This window comes from Aporhodopirellula rubra (genome assembly GCF_014192335.1).
In the GTDB taxonomy this organism is placed as follows: Bacteria; Planctomycetota; Planctomycetia; order Pirellulales; family Pirellulaceae; genus Rhodopirellula; species Rhodopirellula rubra.
The window spans coordinates 179,089-199,689 of the sequence record NZ_JACHXU010000010.1; the positions used below are offsets into that span (position 1 = coordinate 179,089).

Below are 20,601 nucleotides of genomic sequence, written 5' to 3' on the forward strand. Positions count from 1 at the left end.
CGCAAAAACTAACATGCACCACCCGTCCCCGAACGAATTCTCTGATCTCGCCCGCCGTTACGATTTCGTGCCGGTGTTCCGACGATTGCTCTCTGACGCGTTGACCCCCGTGACGGCGTTCACGCTGCTCGATGACGGAGGCCCCGCTTTTTTGATCGAAAGTGTGATCGGGGGCGAGAAAGTCGGCCGCTACAGTTTTCTCGGAGCCAAACCGCTGGCGAGATTTTCCGCCAAAGGAAAAACGATCTGGCAGACGGAATCGTCGACCGGGGAAGTCGTCGAGTCGACGAGCGACGATCCGTTGGACGAATTTCGCAAACATTTTCGTGATCGCACCGCGACTCTTGACGCGTTGCCGCCGTTTATCGGTGGGGCGATCGGTTACGCAGGATATGACGTCGTCCGATATGTCGAGGATTTACCCGACTCCACCGAAGATGATCGCAACCTGCCTGATCTGGATTTTGCGTTCTATCACACGTTGTGCGTGTTCGATCACGTCGACAAAACGATCACGATCGTGTCGCTCGCCGATTGTCGCGGAATCACCGAAGACGGGGGCGATATCGATGCGGCGTACGCTCAAGCGGCGGGCGAAGTCGATCGAACGATCGAACAACTCAACCAACCGCTGCCGCACCAGTGTGAAGAAATTCTCGAAGCCGACCAACGACATCGATTGCCGGTCGAGTCGAACTTCACGAGAGAGTCGTTTTGTGACGCCGTGCGACAATGTGTCGAGTACATTCGCGCCGGTGATATCTTTCAAGTCGTTCCGAGCCAGCGTTTGACGGTTCACAGTGATGTCGATCCGTTGGCGGTGTATCGATCGTTGCGGGTGGTAAACCCGTCGCCGTTTATGTTTTTTGTCCGCACGCCCGCCTGCGTGTTGGTCGGATGCAGTCCCGAGATCATGTGCCGCGTCAAAGACGGCATGGTGACGGTGCGTCCGCTCGCGGGAACCCGGCCTCGCGGTGCGACGGAAGCGGAAGACATCGCGTTGGAAAAGGAATTACTCGCTGATCCGAAAGAGCGTGCCGAGCACGTCATGTTGGTCGATCTCGGACGCAACGACATCGGACGGGTTGCCGAGTTCGGCACCGTTGAGTTGACGGAGATCATGGTGATCGAGCGTTACTCACACGTGATGCACATCAGCAGCGAGGTGCGTGGCAAACTGCGTGAGGGGCTCGATGCGTTCGACGCGTTGAAGGCGTGTTTGCCGGCAGGCACGGTTTCGGGTGCCCCCAAAGTTCGCGCGATGGAGGTGATTGACGAGATCGAACCTCACCGGCGCGGCCCCTACGGTGGTGCGGTCGGTTACATCGACTATCGCGGAAACATGGACACGTGTTTGGCCCTGCGAACGATCGTGTTCCAAGACAACACGTATCACGTCCAAGCCGGGTGCGGCGTCGTCGCGGACAGTGATCCTGATAAAGAATACGAGGAAACACTCAATAAAGCTCGGGCGTTGATCGCCGCGATCGAATGGACAATCGCCCGAACGGAGAACGGATCCTAGCCGGTCTCGCTCTCGGCGGGAGCGAACGGCGTGAAGGCGAACGCGTAAGCGAGTCTCGCCGAGACTCACACCTCCGGGCCGCCGCGTCTGAACCCGCCGAGCCTCCACGGCCGCGTCATCGATCTCTGCGTAAAACGATCTAGATGATCGCGTGGATCGGTTCGACTTCTTCGACGCCGACCAATTTCTGATCCAGACCGCTGTAGAAATACGAGAGGTGGTTGGGATCGAGTCCCATTTGATGCAGGATCGTTGCATGCAAATTTTTGACATGCAACGGGTTCTCAACCGCGACGCTGCCCAGTTCGTCCGTGGTCCCGTGACTGATTCCGCCTTTGATTCCGCCGCCGGCCATCCACATCGTGAACCCGAACGAGTTGTGGTCTCGGCCGCTGCCCTTGGCATATTCCGCGGTGGGTTGTCGTCCGAATTCCCCGCCCCAAACGACCAACGTTTCGTCGAGCAGTCCGGTGCGTTTGAGGTCCGTCAGCAGTGCGGCGATCGGTTGATCGGTCGCGCCGGCGTGTTTGTTGTGGTTGGTTTCCAGATCGCCGTGCGCGTCCCAGTTGTCATCATTGTGGGCACCGCCGCTGTAGAGCTGAATGAAACGAACACCACGCTGGACGAGTCGCCGGGCGAGCAGACAGCGTGTGCCGAAGTCCGCCGTCCGGGGTTGGTCGACTCCGTAGAGGGCACGCGTTTCAGCGGTTTCGCCTGACAAATCAACAGCTTCGGGGGCCGTTGACTGCATGTTGTACGCGAGTTCGTAACTGCTGATCCGCGACGCGAGCGACTCTTCGCCGGCGTTCTGAACCAGATGGCGATGGTTGGCGGCTTGGATCGAGTCGAGGATGCGTCGTTGGGCGATCGGTGTGAGGTCGCTCGGCGGTGCCAAATCTAAGATCGGTGCCCCTTTCGAGCGAAACACGGTGCCTTGATAAGTCGCGGGCATGTAACCGCTCGACCAGTTTTTCGCGCCGCTGATCGGGCCGCCGGTCGGATCGAGCATGACGACGAACCCGGGCAGGTTTTGGTTTTCGCTGCCCAGGCCGTACGTCAGCCAAGAGCCCAGCGACGGGTTGCCCGACAGGATCTTGCCGCTGTTCATCATCAGCATCGCCGAGCCGTGGATGGGCGAGTCGGCGGTCATCGAGTGCAGGAACGCGATGTCGTCGACGTGACGTGCGACGTTGGGGAACAGCGACGAGACCTGTTTGCCGCATTGTCCGTATGGTTTGAAATCCCAGCGAGGTTCGACGATCCGCCCGCCGCTTCGATGGCCACCCCGCCCGAAGGTTTTCACGTCGACCGTTTTGCCGTCCATCCCTTTCATCAACGGCTTGTGATCAAACGTGTCGATGTGGCTGGGCCCGCCGTACATGAAAAGGAAGATGACGGATTTGGCTTTGGGAGCAAAATGCGGCGGTTTGACGGCCATCGGGCCGGGCAAGGCTCCCGCCGTGTCATTACCGTTGGCAGATTGAAAAAAGTCGTCCGCCCCTAGCATTCCGCTCAGAGCCGCGGCCCCAAAACCGGCACCGGCCTCCCAAATGAATTCACGTCGAGTACGACCACAAAAAGATTTCTGGCTCATGGCAGCGGCGGGGCAGAAGGGCGGGGAGGGTGTGCGAGAGGCAATACGATTGAGAGCAACTCACAGTCTACAGGGAAAAGGACAGGAAAGCGGGAAAGCAGGGCCAACATCCACCCACCACCTACCAACCACCTCCCCTCCGTTTATGAAACGTCGCGTGACGGGTAGAATCAAAACAGTGACGTGCCCCACCTCGCACTTTTCCAGCTCGCATCCAGGGAAATCGATGACTGACCCAACTCCGAACGCTTCCGCTGCCGCTCCCAAAATGCCGGTGATGGCTGCTCAAACGCAGGAGGTCTCTGCTGGTGTTGAGTCGGAATCGCAGTTGCCTCTCGCTCCGTACAAAACGCTCAGCGAAGAGGTCTTGCGTGAGCGGATCGAAGCGGTCCGCAAAGAATTCGGCGAAGAGCTGCTGATCCTCGGTCACCACTATCAGCAGGACGACGTGATCGCGCACACCGATTTGCGTGGCGACAGTTATCAGTTGTCGGAAATGGCGGCGACGAGCGGTAAATGTCGAACGATCGTTTTTTGCGGTGTCCACTTCATGGCCGAAACCGCCGACATTTTGGCCAACCGGCCTGACCGGGTGGAAGCGCGTGACGGACGCCGCGTCGACGTATTGCTGCCCGACATGGCGGCCGGATGCTCGATGGCGGACATGGCGGGCATCCGTCAAGTCGAAGCCGCGTGGGCCGACATGGGGGAAATCATCGACACCGAACAAGTCATCCCGGTGACGTACATCAACAGTGCTGCCAGCCTGAAGGCGTTCTGTGGCCGAAACGGAGGCATCGTCTGCACCAGCAGCAACGCCCGCGCGGTGCTCGAATGGGCATTCGAACGTGGTCAGAAAGTGTTCTTCTTCCCCGATCAACACCTCGGTCGCAACACCGCCCTCGGTATGGGGATCACCGAAGAAGAAATGCCTGTGTGGGATCCTTACGCTTTGGAAATGGGCGGCAACACGGACGAGCAAATCGAACGCAGTCGCGTGATCTTGTGGAAGGGCCACTGCAGTGTTCACCAAATGTTCCGTCCCGAGCATGTCGCTAAATTCCGCGCCGATCATCCTGGGATCAAAATTCTGGTCCACCCGGAATGTCCGCGAGACGTCAATGACATCGCCGACATCAGCGGCAGTACTGGGAAGATCATCAAAACGGTTCAGGAAGCGGAGCCGGGAACCAAATGGGCGATCGGCACTGAACTGCACCTCGTCAACCGACTCAAAGCCGAACATCCCGAGCAAGAGATTTACTTCCTCAGCCCCGTCGTCTGCATGTGCGCGACGATGTACCGAATCGACCTGCCGCATCTTTGCTGGACGTTGGAAAATCTTCGCGACGGAAACCTCGTTAATCAAATCAGCGTCGACGAGGAAACCACTAAGTGGAGCCTGATCGCGTTGGAACGAATGTTGGCGGTCAAGTGAGCGGAAACGATTTGCCGGCCGCATGCGGCGCCGTTCCCTCGGACGACCGAACGCAAACCAGGATGCTGCGTATCGCGGCGATTGCGGGCATGTTGGCTGTGTTGATCGGTGCGTTCGGAGCCCACGGGTTGCCAGACCGATTGGCCGAATTTTCGATGGACGAGGAAACATTCGCACGTCGACTGGCCCAGTTCGATACCGGAGCCCGCTATCACCTCGCCCACGCGATTGTGTTGCTCGTCATGGTGGCGTTACCGGTGCAGCGGACGCGTTTGTTTCGCATCGCCTTCGGATTGATCCTCATCGGAATCGTGCTCTTCTCCGGCAGCCTGTATGTACTCGTGCTAACCAATACACCCTGGCTCGGCGCCATCACCCCAATCGGCGGTACATGCTGGATCATCGGCTGGTGCTCGCTCGCGTTCACGAAGTTTTCGAACCGAAACGCGTAGCCTCGAAAAAGGGGACAGGGGTGGGTTGCGCGTCTCCCGGAGGTTGGCACCTCCGGCATTGGTTGTGTCGACCCTCCGGGCCTGATCGATCGCTACGATTTACGGGGGCAGATTCGAGGCATCGGTTATGCCGACATGAAGTTTCCATTTGGTGAGCTTTGAGACTGAAACATGTTTGGTAGGCTGGATCGAGGAGCGGAGTGACGAAGCTCCCGCGACGGTTAACCTGATTCTGCCGGACCTGTGTTTTGCTTGGTGCGGGCTCAGTTGCAGTGGCGGGTTCATTGGTGTGGAGGCATTACAACATCGTTCGTAACGAGCCTTGGCCAGCGTCAAAACGCTGGCGGATTAACTTAAAGCCGCCCGCGCTAACAATATTCAACCATGCGAAAACATTCAATCACGTCCGGCAGCCAGCCTGCTGAACACGGTTGTGATCGTCCCGGATTGTTCGCTGTCGTGAATCGCCATTTCGAGTGTCACGCCCGGGCACTTCGTCGTTACGCTGCTCGGCTCGGAAAGTTTAAGCGGTTGGAGTCAGACAGTCGGACGTCAAGCCTGCTCAATTCCAAACTCAAATTCATGTAGCAACCTTTAGCAAGATGCTTTGAAAGTCGCTTGTGCGATTTTCCTGAATTGAGGAGATGCTGTTCGAGCTGGTTCCACGTGATTCCACTTGACGGCAGAAGGATCGATAATCGCTTGGACAGTATTCTCGTCGATCGTCTATGGATTAGAACCTTTCGCACCCAAAGGACGGCAAGTAGCGATGCGACCGAGGCAACCCATCCCGTTGCATCCGAAATGGCGAATGCCATCGCCACTGGGAAGGCCAGCAAGATCATTAGCAGTCCGAGCCAGCCAGTGATCCCTGACCTTGCGTCATCGAGTACTTGATTCGCGCGACAGGAGAAGTTTTCTAGCACGTGATAGGTGCGCTCTTTGGCTGAGAACGCAACGTCGATGGAGTCCGCGAGAGTTGGAAGTTGTTCGAGCAAATGAGGATTGGTTCGCGCGACGAGTTCCATCATTTCGGGACACCGAACGTTTTTGGGGACAAGTGACGACGCAGGCAACACTTCAGTGACGCGACCGCAAGCTTCGCACTCACCGATACGATGTTTTTCCTTGTAGAAACCGATTGGAATGTAGTACAGATGCCCTATCTGTTCGACGCCCGAAACGATTGTTTTCGAAACGAGTAAACATTCCTCGCAGAAATCTGCGCGACAGCCCTGTTCGCGCAAACGTACCTTTGTGCCCCACACTATTAACATCCCAATTCCTTGATTATTGAATTCTGTACTTTCAAAACTCGGCTCGCGCTGTTGGTACGACACGGTTAGAAGGAACGTTAAGGTGGATTGTGCGAATCCCCCCCGGCGGGTGCGCGCACGCTAATCGTCGAACTCAGCCGTGTGCTCTTTGTTGACGCCGAAGAGGCTTGGCAGCAGTGCGGCAAATGGATCGAGCTCTGTTGGCAGGGCGACGTCGCTGAAGTGATCGGGATGCTGCAAGCCGAGCAGACCGGTCGAGCAGAAGTGAGCCAAGAGGATCCACGTCGGCAGCTCAGCGAGACGATCGGCTACCTGCAAAAGAATGTTTCACGGATGGACTATCCGGCGTACCGCCAGGCCGGTCTGCCCACGACCAGCTGCCTGATCGAATCGCAAGTCAAAGAGATCAACCATCACGTCAAAGGGACTGAAAAGTTTTGGAACGACGGTCCCTCGGGCGATGCGATCTTGCACCTCCGGGCCGTCCTGATCAGCGTCGGAACGGAGCTGTCGGACCACTTCACGGCCCGTCCAGGCAGCCACTACACCCGGCAAACAAGGCGAAATAGATAGCCGGCAGTGACCTAACTCCCGATTAGCATGCCTGCCCCCCCCTGCCTCGAACCGCAGGCATCCAAGTCTGATCAGCCTAGCCCGATGGCTAAGTGAGGTAGGCCGGATCAAAGAGCGGAGCGACGATGCTCCGGCGGCTGCATGGCTGGGGACGTGGTGGCAAGGTTTGGATGCCGGAACTGCGCTTTGCTTGGTCCGGCCTACGAATGGTTGATTTCGGCAATCCTTGTTCATGGATTGCAAGTAGTGCCACCGGTCGAGGCGATTTGCAGCGTTGGGTGTCACTGGCATGAGAGCACGCTGTCGAGCCTGAAGGGGCGGCACAACTCTGCGCTAATGGCAGGCAGCATTCTTTTGTGTCGGCCCTCCGGGCCTCGCGGTTTGGTGCGGTGGGCGTGAACCGGAGGTTGACACCTCCGGCATTGGTTGTGTCGACCCTCCGGGCCTGGCGGTTTGGTGCGGCGGGCGTGTGCCGGAGGTTGACACCTCCGGCGTTGGTTGTGTCGGCCCTTCGGGCCTGGCGGTTTGGTGCGGTGGGCGTGAACCGGAGGTTGACACCTCCGGCATTGGTTGTGTCGACCCTCCGGGCCTGGCGGTTTGGTGCGGTGGGCGTGAATCGGAGGTTGGCACCTCCGGCATTGGTTGTGTCGGCCCTTCGGGCCTGGCGGTTTGGTGCGGTGGGCGTGTACCGGAGGTTGACATCTCCGGCGTTGGTTGTGTCGACCCTTCGGGCCTGGCGGTTTGGTGCGGTGGGCGTGTACCGGAGGTTGACATCTCCGGCGTTGGTTGTGTCGGCTCTCCGGGCCTGGCGGTTTGGTGCGGTGGGCGTGAACCGGAGGTTGGCACCTCCGGCATTGGTTGTGTCGGCCCTTCGGGCCTGGCGGTTTGGCGCGGTGGGCGTGTACCGGAGGTTGGCACCTCCGGCGTTGGTTGTGTCGGCCCTCCGGGCCTGGCGGTTTGGTGCGGTGGGCGTGTACCGGTGGTTGGCATCTCCGGCGTTGGTTGTGTCGGCCCTTCAGGCTTGGTCTATCGTTAGGCTGAAAGGGGGGCGACGGGGCGACGAATTTGGTTTTTCCGGTTGTCGTTTGTTGCAGCGATTGCGGTTTGACTTGGCTTGGGTGGATCAGGGTGATCGGGCGCGGGGGCTGGATTGTGGAGGGTTTTGGCTTTTTGGGGCCCGTGGACGTCGCTTCGATTGAGGCGGGGGAATTGGGCAGTCGACATTGGCGGGAAATTCCGGGCGTTCGAGCCTTGTGTCTGCTGACCCGTCGCGTAAAAAGTTTGCACCCCGACCGCTCGTCGAGATTGACTCGAGATCCTACAATCAGGTCCTATGGAAACGATGACCGAAGATCCACCGCTGACATTCCCGTCAATCTGGCGTCACAAACATTTGTTGGATCTCGAGCGACTGCGGTCGGACGAGTTGCACGCGATTTTGACGACGGCTCAAACGTTGAAAGAATTAACTGACGGTTGTCGGCGAAAACTGTCGCTGTTGTCGGGAAAAACGTGTGCAAACCTGTTTTTCGAAAACAGCACACGGACCCGTAATAGCTTCTCGTTGGCGGCCAAACGGCTCGGGGCGGACACGGTCGAATTCAGCAGTTCGGGCAGCAGCGTCGCGAAGGGCGAGACGTTCGTCGACACGGCCAAGACGATCGAAGCGATGGGCGTCGATTGGGTGGTCACGCGGCATCATACGCCCGGCACCCCGCACTTGCTCGCTCGCGAGTTGAAGTGCAGCGTTCTCAACGCGGGGGACGGGCCTCACGAGCATCCGACGCAGGGGCTGCTCGATATTCTCACGATTTTGCAGAATCGCGGTCCGTCGGATTGGATGGATCCGGGGACCAACGCGAGCGAATTGTTGTCGGGGATGACGGTCGCGATGGTCGGCGATATCGCGCACAGTCGCACCGCACGCAGCAACATTTGGGGGCTGAAGGCTCTCGGGGCTCACGTGATCATTTGCGGCCCGCCGACTCTCGTGAGCCATCGTTGGGAAGAGATCGGATTCGAAGTCGCTCATCGCCTCGACGACATCGTCCAACGCTGCGACGTGTTGAATCTGCTGCGGATCCAGTTCGAACGGCAGTACACGCGTCCGTTCCCGAGTGTTCGCGAGTACGCCGCGTTGTACGCAATGAACGGCGATCGCATGCGACGGGCCAAGGAAGACATCCTGATCATGGCCCCCGGACCGATTAACCGGGGCGTGGAGATCACACCGGAGGTCGCTGATGGGCCTCATTCGGTCATTTTGGAACAGGTCACCAACGGGATCGCGGTGCGAATGGCGGCGCTCTGGTTGCTGGCCGGTGCGAACGACGCAGCCGCCGGCTGATTGAAATTATTCCACACACGAACACGTAAACCCCGTCGACGTCCTGCCATGCCTTTTCATACTTCTTCGCCTATCCAACCGATCGTGATCGATGGCGGACGCGTGATCGATCCGGCTCACAGCATGGACCGCATCGCTCGATTGCTGATCGTGGACGGTCACATTGCGGCGATCGATCCGAGTAACGGGGACGTGCCCGGCGATGCCCACTGGATCGACGCCCGCGAACGTGTTGTCACGCCGGGGTTGGTTGATCTCGGTGCGGAACTGCGTCAACCCGGACGCGAGGAAGACGAAACAATCCAAACGGGCAGCGACGCGGCTCTCGCCGGCGGTTACACCTCGGTGCTCTGTTGCAGTAACACGAACCCGGTGATCGATTCCGCCGCCGCGGTAGAATTGGTAACGCAAATCGCTCAACGCGTCGGTGGCGTTCGGGTTTATCCGATTGCGTGTTTGAGTAAGTCACGTGAGGCCGAACAAATGGCCGAGCTCGCGATTCTCGCCGAAGCGGGCGCGATCGGTTTCAGCGATTCGCCACGTCCGATGCCCAACGACGCGTTGCTCAAACGGGCGTTGGATTATTGCCGCATGTTCGACTTGCCAATATTCGATCGGCCGGAGGTGCCCGGGTTGGCCGAAGGCGGCGTGATGCACGACGGTCAGGTCTCGTTGGTTCTCGGGTTGAAGGGGTTACCGACCGAGGCCGAAGATCTCGCGGTGGCACGGGATGTTCGCGTTGCCGAAGCGACGAAGGGGCGATTGCATATCGGCCCGGTCAGTACGATGGGGGCGATCGACATGATCGGCCGGGTGAAGAGTCGCGGGATCGCGGTTTCCGCTTCGGTGTGCCCGCATAACCTTCACGGCAGCGACGCGTTGTTGCGTTCGTTTGACGCCCGTTTCAAAGTGCACCCGCCGATGCGAAGTCCCGCGCACGTGGAATCGCTGCAACAAGCGGTCGCCGACGGCACGATCGACGCGATCCAATCGGGTCACATGCCTCGCGCGGGCGAGAAAAAGGGCAACGACCTCGATGAGTCGCCGTTCGGTGCCGCGACATTAGAGACGACGTTCGCTGCGGTTGTGACGGATATGATCCGGACGGACATTCTTTCGTGGACCCGTGCGATCGAATGTTTGTCGACGAACCCTGCCAAGATTGCAAAACTGCCAGCGGGAACGTTGGGCATTGGTGCCCCCGCGGACGTGGCGATCATCAATCCTGAATCCTCGTGGACGGTGCGGGCGAGCGAATTCATGTCCCGCTGCCAAAGCACGCCGATGGAGAACCGCGAACTCTTTGGGCGAGTCACGCACACGATCGTCGGCGGACGGTTGCTGTTTGTTTGTGTGGAAGAGTCGGCGATCGTCGCTTAATGGCCGGTAACGAATTCCCGAAATCGCTTCGGGTCGTCAAAGGCGATGACTTCACTCGCGCCCTTCGGCGCGGTGGCTGTGCTGCCGACGGCACACTTGTTGTGTTCGCGCTGCCGCGTGGTAGTGAACCGATCGAGAATCCGGCGGACGATCGATGCACCGCGCCGACACGTTTGGGGGTGACGATCCCGAAGAAGACCGGCAACGCGGTTGCGAGAAACCAATGGAAGCGTTTGATCCGTGAGTCGTTCCGCACGCAACGTGCGGGGATTCCGGACGGTTACGATCTCGTCGTGCGGCCCAAGAAAGACGCGCAGCTCCGATGGACGGAAATTCGCCGCGGGTTGCCACGGTTGGCCGTGAAGGCGATCAAGCGGATTAAGAAGTCGTCATGACGTTGGACGACGATGCGACGGTGTGCGGTTGTACCGCGGGCAATCGTGTCACGTGCGGGGCGGGCTGAGGCGTGACATGGCAATCGCTGGTCACGTCAGCGGCATGTTTCATCATCGACGGGCGTTTTTCCGCATAGATGCGGTGCATCAGGTTTTCGTAACCGTCGACCATCGACGTCAGAGATCCCGTCTCGATCACGAGTTCTCGGCCCTGTTCGCCCATCGATCGGCGAGTGCCGGGATCGTTGAGCAGTTGCGAAATCGCGTTGGCGAATCCTTCGACGTCTTCGCTTTCGACGAGCAACCCGGTGTGGTCGGGGATCACGGTTTCGGAGATCGATCCGACGTTGGTGGATACCACGGGGGTGGCACAGGCGAGTGCTTCCAAAATTGATACCGGGGAGGCTTCGTTGAGCGAACACAACGTGAAGACATCCATCGCGGCGAGCAGACGCGGCGTGTCGGATCGGTTACCCAACAAATGAACGCGGTCGACAACCCCGAGTTGTTCCCGAAGCGGCTCGATCGTCGCGCGTTCGGGGCCTTCGCCAATGATCAGCGTGTGCAGGTCAGGGTGCCACTCACGCAACCTCGCGGCCGCTTTCACTAGCATGGAGTGATTCTTTTCGTGACGCAGGGCCGCGACGAGTCCGATGACTTGGGCGTTTGCCGGGATTCCGAGTTCGTCGAAGACCGATTGACGGGCATCCGGATCAGGGCAGAACCGATCGCAATCGACTCCGTTACGAATGACGTTAACTTTCGAGGCAGGAAACTTTTCGAATTCTCGCAAGAAATTCCCGTGCGATTGCGCGACACCGATGAACGCGTCGGTGATGGGCGTGAGCAATCGATTGAGTTTGCCGACGCCGTCGGGCCATCCGGTCGAGTGCAATGCGGAAGCGATCACGGGGACACCCGCTAATTTAGCGGCCAGACGTCCCCAAAACATTTTGTCACCGGCGCCGACCGTGATCACCACGTCGGCTCCACGCTTTCGCAGCAGTTTCGCGATGCGTGAAACCACCGCCACGTCGTACTTGCCGCCGATTAATCCCGAGTGGACGGGGAATTCGGCCGCGATCTCTTCGCCGAGTGGTCCGGCCTCTTTGAGACAGATGACTTCGGGGCGTACGCGATCGGGATCCATGCGACGCATTAGATTGACGAGCAGAGTTTCAGCGCCACCGACGGGCATCGACGTGATAACGAAACAGCAGGTAAGTGGATGGCTCAATCGAGTCATATAGAACAGAACAGTTAGGCTTGAAGAGGTGTTTTTGGAAGGAGCGACGAACCACCGAGGAGTGATGCGTTCTCGAGCAAATCGGCCGCGGTCACGATCGCGGTGCGATTGTTCACGGGGCACGCCGAAGACGGTGATCGCAATTCGCGTTCGGCGATCACATCTTCGGTCGGCAGTTTTGGGGTTTGACGTAGTTTGCGTTCATCAAAGCTGAGCCAATTCCGGAGACGGATGAAATCGGGGTCGCCATGGATGCGTCGAATGTGAAACGGATCGTCGCCGACCATGTTGTAACCGCCGTACGCGCTGCAGATCCCACGCAGGCCACAATCACGAGCGGTTTGCATCACGGCGGGACGCATTTGTTGCGGCAGTCCGTAGGGGACGGCGAAGTAGTTGACGCGTTCGCCGATCATGATTTCGAGATCCATCTTAGCGTCAACGATTTCGGTCTCGAGTTCGCTGCGCGTCGTAATGCGACTGAAGTCAGCGTGGTTGGCCGTATGCAGTCCGATTTCGATACCGCAATGGGATGCCGCACGCAGTTGCTCGATCGTGTTGACGTCGAGCGGGCATCGATTCTCAACGTCATGTGCGAACGGTCGTCCGCTACGTACGTGTTCGGTCGCGACGAAGTACGTGCACGGGATACGGTTGCAAATCAGCCACGGGATGGCGAAACGCATGTTTTCTGCGTAGCCGTCGTCGAACGTGATGGCGATCGCCGGGCGAGGCGAACGTTTTTGTTGTAGTCGCGTTTGCGCTTCACCGAGCGAGATGATTTCAAAATGTTCGCGGCAGTATTCGATGTGCCGGACGAATTGGTCTCTCGAAATGGTCCACTCGTTCGGGTGAGTGTCCGCGACCCGGTGATAGAACAACACCGAAATCGGAGCACGGTTTTCCTCGGTGAGTTCGCGCATTCGTATCGCCCGTCGATGACGACTCAACGAATATCGAGTGCTCAAGGCGAGGGAACGAAAGAGATTCACGAGAGGGGCAATCGGCGAGCGGAAGAGGCCAGACACGAAATGAGCGGGGGGTTGGCCGAGGCCGATCACCGTCGCTATCTATTTTGTAAGTCACGCCTGCCCCCCGAGCGGTATCCCTGTCAAACTGTCTCCATGCTCAATGTGAAATGATGTCTGATTGTGTAGGTTAAGCCTGTTCTATCGATTGCGCGATCCGGTCGCGTATCGTTTCGTTCTTCTCATCCTCGAAAATGACCGTGTCTCCTACCTCGCGTGCTCCTCGGATTGTCGTCATTGGTGCCGGTGCGGCTGGGATGATGGCCGCGGCGGTGGCGTCGAGACGACAGTGTGATGTTACTCTTCTGGAGAAGAATCGAAAGACGGGAGTGAAAATCCTGATGTCGGGCGGAACCCGGTGCAATCTCACGCACGACACCGATGCACGCGGGATCACGGAAGCGTTCGGGCACGCAAAACGGTTTCTGCAACCGAGTGTGGGTAAGTTCACTCCGACCGAAGTGATCGAGCACTTCACACGCCTCGGGGTTGCGACGAAACGGGAGGCAACCGGCAAAATTTTTCCTCTCAGCAACCGAGCCCTCGATGTGCGTGATGCGTTGCACCGGGACATGATCAATGCGGGCGTGCGGTTGGAAATGGAATCGCCGGTGCAGAGTATCCGGCGTACCGACGCGGGCGAGTGGATCGTGGCGACGCGTTCCCCCAAAGGGGAACACGAATTGGTTGCGGATCGTGTCATCGTCACCGCCGGCGGACGCAGTTGGCCTGGATGTGGAACGACGGGGGACGCCTACGAATGGCTCGAGGGGCTCGGGCACACGATCGTCCGCACCCGACCCGCGTTGGTGCCGCTGGTCGGTGGTACCGATGCGACGCGTGGTTTGTCAGGTTTGACGCTGGACGATGTCGTTGCCGAGGTGCACGACAATGCGACCGCGTCGTCGAAACGTCCGCTCGTTCGTCGCCGCGCGTCGTGGTTGTTCACGCATTTTGGTTTTTCAGGACCGGCGGCGATGGACGTCAGTGGCACGATGACCGCCGCGGAATCGATCCGAGATCGACGTTTGCAATTGGATCTGGTTCCCGAGGTTGCCGAGTCCGAATTGCGAGAAATGTTTTCTCGTCGGAGCGGTTCGTCGGCGAAACAAACGGTCGCGTCCATGATCTCCTCGTGGCTGCCTTCTCGATTGGTAAACGAAGTCGCTGTTGCGTGTGGTGCGAGGACCGAGGTCGGTGACAAACCCCTGGCGGAATTCTCAGCCGCGTCGCTGAATCAGCTGATCGAACATCTCAAACGGTGGAAACTGCCCGTCCATGACACTCGCGGGTTTGCCAAGGCGGAAGTCACCGCGGGCGGCGTGTCCTTGAAGGATGTCGATCCCCGGACCATGCACAGTCGCCGTGTCGACGGGTTGTACATCGCCGGCGAGGTTCTCGATGTTGACGGATGGATCGGCGGATACAACTTTCAAGCCGCGTTCAGCACCGGGCGGGCGGCGGCAATCGCGGCATCCGAACCGATTTCTGAGTTGCCGGAATCCAAATAGACGCGTGAGGCGAAAAGGGCACGCCCGAATTTACGGCGGTCTCCAGCCTCCTCGATAGAATCGGTATACTTAAACGAAAGCAATGCGATTCATCCCCTCTCACTCTCGCGAGATCAACACATGAGCGTCGCCGCCACCACTCAATTGCTGCCCGGAGTCGAAGCGTTCTTGAGCCAGAGTCCGTTTCCGAGCTTTGTTGCCGGCAAGAATTTTCCCGCCGCCAGTGGCCAGATGGTGAAGACGATGGATCCGGGGTCGGGTGAGACGATCGCGGAGATTCACGACCTCAGTGCCGAAGAAGTCGATCGCGCCGTGCAACTCGCGTCGGACGCCTTTCCCGCTTGGTCCGGACTGTCGAAGTCGGATCGCCGTGCGATCCTGTTGCGGCTCGCCGACGCGGTGGAAGAACACAAACCGGTCATCGCCCAAATCGAAGCCCTCGATGCGGGAAAGATCGAAGCCCAGGCTCAGGGGGACGTGCAGAACTTTGTCGACACGCTGCGATACTTCGTCGGTTTGGCAGACAAAGTCGAGACGCGTGAAAAGATCGACGCTCCCGGTTTCGACGCGTGGAAGTATCGGCAACCGTGGGGCGCCTGTGCGTTTATCTTTCCTTGGAACTTTCCGTTTCTGTTGATCGGTTGGGGGATCTCGCCGGCGCTGGCGGCCGGAAATACGGTGGTCATCAAGCCCGCCGAAGACACGTCGCTGTCCGCAATTTATTTGGCCCGTTTGGCGAAAGAAGTCGGTGTGCCCGACGGCGTGATCAACGTCATCACTGGTCGCGGGGCGACATCGGGCGCGGCGCTTTCGAATAACACGCAAATCAAACGCATGTCGTTCACGGGGTCGCCGGAAGTCGGTCGCTTGGTCGGCGAAGCGTGCGGCCGGAATCTTGTGCCAGTCAAACTCGAGCTCGGCGGCAAAGGTGCAGCGGTTGTGTTCGATGACGTCGATGTTGCCGAGACCGCCGAGAAATTGGTCGGTGCGATCACGTTCCATTCCGGACAGGTCTGTTGTGACGCAACGCGTTGGCTGGTTCATCGCGACATTTACGACGAGTTCACCAAGGAATGCGTCAAGCGAATGGCAACCATTCGTGTCGGACACCCGCTCGACCCGAACAGCGACATGGGACCGGTCGTCAACGCGAACCAGCGTTCTCGCGTGCTCGGGTATCTCGAAAAAGGTAAGGCCGGTGGCGCCTCTTGTTTGTGCGGCGGTGGAGAAGCCCCAGTGGACGGTTTCAAAGGAAACTACATCCAGCCGGCGTTGCTCTCCGGATCACTCGACAACGTTGCCGCCCGTGAAGAAATTTTCGGCCCGGTCGCCTACATCGCGACGTTCGAGAACGAAGAGGAGGCGATCGAGATGGTCAACGACACCGACTACGGGCTCGCCAACAGTGTTTGGACGAACGACAAAGACCGTGCCAACCGGGTCGCCGAGGCCATGGTTGCCGGGAACAGTTGGATCAACGCTCACAACGTTTTCGCTCAAGGCGTGCCTTACGGTGGCGTGAATAAGAGCGGCATGGGCGGAGGTGTCCTTTCGCCGGAGACGCTGATGGATTATTACCGTAGCACTTCGGTCGTTCGACCGCTGAGCTGAGGTTCGACCACGGCTATTCCTAACTCCTCCACTCGAAAGTCAAAATGCTCGCCAAAGATGTAAAAACGGGAACCGTCGTGGTTCATGAGGGCAACCCTTGTGTGATCAAGGGCATTACCGTGAACTCCCCGTCGGCTCGAGGAGCCGCGACACTCTACAAGTTCCAAGCCCGCAATCTGCTGACTCGGAACAAAGTCGACATCACGATGAAGGGGACCGACGTGATGAACGAAGCGGACTTCTCACGCCGTGAAGTCCAAATGCTTTACACGGACCCGACTCACCTGTTCTTGATGGACAAAGAGGATTTTCAACAGTACGAGGTTCCGGTCGAAGACGTCGAGGAAGAACTGCCGTACATCACCGAAGGGTTGGAGGGCATCCGTGCGATGATCTACAACGACGCCTGCGTGGGATTGGAATTGCCCACCGCCGTCGAGCTGACCATCACGCAGTGCGACCCTGGCGTCAAAGGCAACTCGGCGACCTCGCGTACCAAACCGGCGACCCTGGAAACGGGATTGATCGTCCAGGTCCCCGAGTACATCAAAGAAGGCGAGCGTTTGAAAATTGACACCCGCACGGGCGATTTCCTAGCCCGCGCGTAGTGCAGCCTAACTTGGTGCCGCCGGCGCGCGTGTCACGCGGTCGTTGAGAGCAACATCTGATGCGCTCCCGTGAATGCAAACGCCGTGTTGTGAAACGATCGGCGTCGTAACAAATGCGAAAATCGGTTACACGCCACCTTCCGCTTGAAAGCGGACCGTGGCGTCGGCCGGTTTGAACTCGACTCGGATTCCCTGCGGGTGTTCGCTCGGTCGCAGTCGCAGTGTGACGGCATGACGTCCGACGTCGAGGCGGACCGGCGATGCGGGGTCAGACAACTTTTGGTCGTCGATCCAGAACTCGAGTGAGCCGCCGGATTCGATCGCCAGTTCGACTTGGCCTGCCACCAACACATTGACGAAACCACGGGCGATCACGGACTCGTTCGCGGGCATGTCTTCGCGCGGCAACACGCCGTCGACTTTGCTGTACGCGGTCATCCATGCCGCGTCATCGTCAGCAGGCAGTGTTTTCGCGTCGAAGGCCGTTCTCTTTTCAGACGCCTCGAGCAACCGCCATTTGCGGAAAACGGGCGTCTCGTTGTTGGCGTACGGTCCGGGTGTACCGAGTACGGATAAGAATTTGGCGAGGTCCAAAAACTCGGGTCGGTCGTTGAGTTGATCGGCCAATCCGGCGGGCATCGCGGACGGTTGCGGACGCTCGAATTCGACTTCGTCCGCATCGATTCGAATTTCTTTGCCCCCTGCCGCGGCGTCCCGCACGACGATCTCTTTGTCGTTTTGAAAGGTCACGATCCCTGTCTGCACGGACCCATCGGCGAGCAGGAAGAGTTTGTTCTCGTAATGCTCCGCGATGGCGGCGTTCGGATGAAGGATCGACTCGATCAAGTATCCCGGCTTCGCGGCGGCCCCGACGGCGACAAGGTTCGGTCCGATCTCGGCTCCGGCCGAACCGATCGCATGACAATTGGTGCACGCGAGCGTTTTGCGGCGATAGATCAGTTCACCTCGCGCGGCGTCACCATGTTCGGCAACGTCTTTGGCCAGTATCGCTGGATCTTCCGCGAGCAGTGATGCACTCAGCGACGCGTTCGTCGCTGCGGGCAACTGATCGATGATTGCGTTGGGCAGGGAACCGGTTTCGCGATGAAACTCGCGCAGCCGTGAGACGACGGCGGGATGAATGTTTGCATTGGTGAGTGCTTTGCTTAACGCTTCGGTGCCTTCACGCTGGCGAACGATTGCTTCGATGAGTGGAACGACGTCCGCGTCGCCGGGATCTTCGGCCAGCAGTTCTGTGCTCAATGAGACGCTGAGGTCAAGGTTGCAATGGGCGAGTCCCGCGATTGCCGCGAGTTTTCCGGCGAGGTCACCGTCGCCGGCGAGTTGCACCAGATTCGATTCGTAACGTGGGTTCGTTTTCGCGAGAGCAACGGCCAGAGCCCTCCGGACCACCGTTCGTTGACCACTGTCACGCAGACCGGCCAACTCGGCACGGCCGGCCACACGCCATGCTCCCAGGTTTTGCACCGCGGCAACCGCAACGGCTTCGTTCGGATGAGTCGTCAGCGTGGACAATTTGCGGAGCGATCGAGTGGTCGATCTCGGCCATTTCGAATCAGACAACTCCTGTAGCGTCGCCAACAACGCGAGCGAGGTTTCCGTCGACAACCGCGATTGGCCTTTCGTCAACGCATCGACCAAGGTGCGGATGTCCGCATCGCTCGCGGATTTGCGAATCTGCGATTGGATCTCCGCGATTTCTTTTTCGGTGGGAGAGTCGTTGTCGAGGAAAGCGGTAAGACGTTTTTCCAGACCGACGCCGACACCTCGTTCGACATATTCCTGGTGCGAGGGTTTTGCAAACTGCAACCGTCCCGCGTCCAATGCTGGGCGCCAATAGGGTTCCAGTGCCGACATCGTTTGCGGCAAAGCATGGTCGAGGAACGAATCGCCAGGATGGTTTAGCGAGTTCAGTGCCGCCACGAACGCCTCGGCTTGTGGGATGAAGCCCGCCGACAACACCGCTTCCATGCGTGTTCGAGGAAACGGATCGTCGCTGGCCTTAGCGATCATTGCAATCGGATCGGACAGGTCTGCATGCCAGTACCGAATCACGCGTGCGCCGGCGGAACGTGCGTGTCCGTCCTCTGCATTGAGGACGCGGGTGAGCACATTCTCGCTGGATCGCTCGACGTTTTGTATCGCCCACATCGCCTCGACAATGTTCTGGTCGTAGCTCGGTTTTTCCGAATCGAGCGAATCGACCCATGCTTCGACTGCGGTGACGACCTCGTCTGGATCACGCAGACTGAGTTCGTAACGTGTTTGATGACGAACGAAATCCTCAGGGCTTTGCAAATGTTCGACCAATTCGTTGAGCGGCAAATCGGTGAGCTGAGTCGGTGTGACGAGCGGTCGTTCCTTGTGCGTGATTCGCCAAATGCGACCATGTTCGTGATCACGGCGAGGGTCACGGAAATCGTGCTGCGCGTGGTTGATGATCGAGTTGTACCAATCGGCGACATAGATCGCTCCGTCGGGGCCGATCTTCACATCGACGGGACGAAAGTTCGGGTGTTTGGACGTCATCAGTGGTTGCAATACGTTAGCGCTAAACCCGGCGCCGTTTTCGATCAACTCATACCGAATGACCGCTCGACTTTTGAACCGGCACGTTAACAGTTGTCCTTGCAAATCGTCACCGATGTGCGAGCCCGTTGCGAGGTCGCCGCCGCATTGCTTCTCTGTGCTGATCAGAGGTTTGATTTGCAGTTTGTCGCCGCTGTTGCCCGTCCATGGCGAGAGGTACATGATTCTCGGGTTGTTGACCATGAACGACTGCCCCCATCGATCGAAGACATGTCCCCAGGGATTGCCGCCGGTTCCGGTGCAGAAGACGCGGAGTTCTTGCGTCTTTGGATTGAATTGATAAACGCCACCGTTGAAATTGCGTACGACGCCGTACTGCGTTTCGACCTGAGCGTGCAGGAAGATGCCTTCCTGAAAATAGATCCATCCGCCAGGACCCCGCCGCCACGCGCTGATGGAGTGGTGGCTGTCTTCGATACCGAACCCCGTGAGCACCAGTTCTTTCACGTCGGCGACGTCATCACCGTCGGTATCTTTGAGAAAGAAAACGTCGGGTGATTGAGCGACGTAGCAACCGCCGTTGGCGAATTCGATTCCCGTTGGTAAGTACAACCCGTCGGCGAACACGGTTGATTTGTCTGCCGCGCCGTCGCCATCGGTGTCCTCGAGAATAATGATTTTGTCGTTGGCGACTTCGCCCGGTTTGAGTTGCGGGTATGCCCACGAACAGGCGACCCAAAGTCGACCGCGTGAATCCCAATGCATGTGGATGGGGTTAGCCAGCATCGGGTCGGATGCGAACAAGTTGACTTCGTATCCCGGCAGCAATTCGAAGTTTTCGCGTTCGGAGGCGGGATCGTGATTGTTCATCAGATCCAGGTCGGCTCCCCGTTGATTGGCAGTTTTGATCTTTGGCAATTCTTTCGCAGCCGCATCACCGGGAAACGAAACGGAGGCAACGAGAAACGCAATCAAAGCGAAGAATCGATGCGGCATAACGTGATGACTAAACATGGATTTGATTCGAAGGGGAATGAGTGCGGTGGTGGGGCAGTTTCGACGTGGA

The 20,601-nt window shown here is 58.6% G+C and carries 14 protein-coding genes; 10 read left to right on the forward strand and 4 right to left on the reverse strand.

The window, feature by feature from the left end; all coding sequences use genetic code 11:
* The first annotated feature begins 13 nt into the window (after positions 1–13).
* Positions 14–1,525, forward strand: coding sequence for an anthranilate synthase component I (gene trpE / locus FHS27_RS15130; protein ID WP_184305745.1), 1,512 nt, complete (start codon positions 14–16; stop codon positions 1,523–1,525).
* 139 nt (positions 1,526–1,664) lie between these two features.
* On the opposite strand, the gene FHS27_RS15135 is transcribed toward trpE, so the two are convergent.
* On the reverse strand, positions 1,665–3,119 hold the full coding sequence (locus FHS27_RS15135) for a DUF1501 domain-containing protein (protein WP_184305746.1): 1,455 nt from the start codon (positions 3,117–3,119) through the stop codon (positions 1,665–1,667).
* Positions 3,120–3,396: 277 nt separating this feature from the next.
* Between FHS27_RS15135 and nadA the strand changes: the two genes are divergently transcribed.
* From nadA to rnpA, 6 genes are all read left to right on the forward strand, one after another.
* Positions 3,397–4,557, forward strand: a complete 1,161-nt coding sequence (gene nadA / locus FHS27_RS15140; protein WP_184305814.1) for a quinolinate synthase NadA — start codon at positions 3,397–3,399, stop codon at positions 4,555–4,557.
* A gap of 62 nt (positions 4,558–4,619) precedes the next feature.
* The gene (locus FHS27_RS15145) at positions 4,620–5,009 is read left to right on the forward strand and encodes a DUF423 domain-containing protein (protein ID WP_390853638.1); all 390 of its coding nucleotides are present in this window, start codon (positions 4,620–4,622) and stop codon (positions 5,007–5,009) included.
* A 1,364-nt stretch (positions 5,010–6,373) separates the two neighbouring features.
* On the forward strand, positions 6,374–6,859 hold the full coding sequence (locus FHS27_RS15150) for a hypothetical protein (RefSeq protein ID WP_221225127.1): 486 nt from the start codon (positions 6,374–6,376) through the stop codon (positions 6,857–6,859).
* Between the two features lie 1,333 nt (positions 6,860–8,192).
* Positions 8,193–9,206, forward strand: a complete 1,014-nt coding sequence (locus FHS27_RS15155) for an aspartate carbamoyltransferase catalytic subunit (protein ID WP_184305749.1) — start codon at positions 8,193–8,195, stop codon at positions 9,204–9,206.
* Positions 9,207–9,254: 48 nt separating this feature from the next.
* Positions 9,255–10,586, forward strand: a complete 1,332-nt coding sequence (gene pyrC, locus FHS27_RS15160; protein WP_184305750.1) for a dihydroorotase — start codon at positions 9,255–9,257, stop codon at positions 10,584–10,586.
* Positions 10,586–10,981, forward strand: a complete 396-nt coding sequence (rnpA, locus tag FHS27_RS15165) for a ribonuclease P protein component (protein WP_184305751.1) — start codon at positions 10,586–10,588, stop codon at positions 10,979–10,981. The genes pyrC and rnpA overlap by 1 nt, the downstream gene beginning before the upstream one ends.
* On the opposite strand, the gene FHS27_RS15170 is transcribed toward rnpA, so the two are convergent.
* Positions 10,965–12,227, reverse strand: coding sequence for a glycosyltransferase family 4 protein (locus tag FHS27_RS15170; protein WP_184305752.1), 1,263 nt, complete (start codon positions 12,225–12,227; stop codon positions 10,965–10,967). The two genes, rnpA and FHS27_RS15170, sit on opposite strands and share 17 nt — an antisense overlap.
* A 14-nt stretch (positions 12,228–12,241) precedes the next feature.
* The gene (locus FHS27_RS15175) at positions 12,242–13,150 is read right to left on the reverse strand and encodes a polysaccharide deacetylase family protein (protein WP_184305753.1); all 909 of its coding nucleotides are present in this window, start codon (positions 13,148–13,150) and stop codon (positions 12,242–12,244) included.
* A gap of 305 nt (positions 13,151–13,455) precedes the next feature.
* Between FHS27_RS15175 and FHS27_RS15180 the strand changes: the two genes are divergently transcribed.
* The 3 genes from FHS27_RS15180 (at position 13,456) to FHS27_RS15190 (ending at position 16,985) form a co-directional block, all read left to right on the forward strand.
* Positions 13,456–14,766, forward strand: a complete 1,311-nt coding sequence (locus tag FHS27_RS15180; protein WP_390853603.1) for a BaiN/RdsA family NAD(P)/FAD-dependent oxidoreductase — start codon at positions 13,456–13,458, stop codon at positions 14,764–14,766.
* A gap of 120 nt (positions 14,767–14,886) precedes the next feature.
* A complete protein-coding gene (locus tag FHS27_RS15185; protein ID WP_184305755.1) occupies positions 14,887–16,377 on the forward strand; it encodes an aldehyde dehydrogenase family protein in 1,491 nt (496 codons plus the stop codon).
* 44 nt (positions 16,378–16,421) lie between these two features.
* On the forward strand, positions 16,422–16,985 hold the full coding sequence (locus tag FHS27_RS15190; RefSeq protein WP_184305756.1) for an elongation factor P: 564 nt from the start codon (positions 16,422–16,424) through the stop codon (positions 16,983–16,985).
* 126 nt (positions 16,986–17,111) lie between these two features.
* On the opposite strand, the gene FHS27_RS15195 is transcribed toward FHS27_RS15190, so the two are convergent.
* Entirely contained in the window at positions 17,112–20,549 is a 3,438-nt protein-coding gene (locus FHS27_RS15195; RefSeq protein ID WP_246419833.1) for a PVC-type heme-binding CxxCH protein, read from the reverse strand.
* Positions 20,550–20,601: the final 52 nt, after the last annotated feature.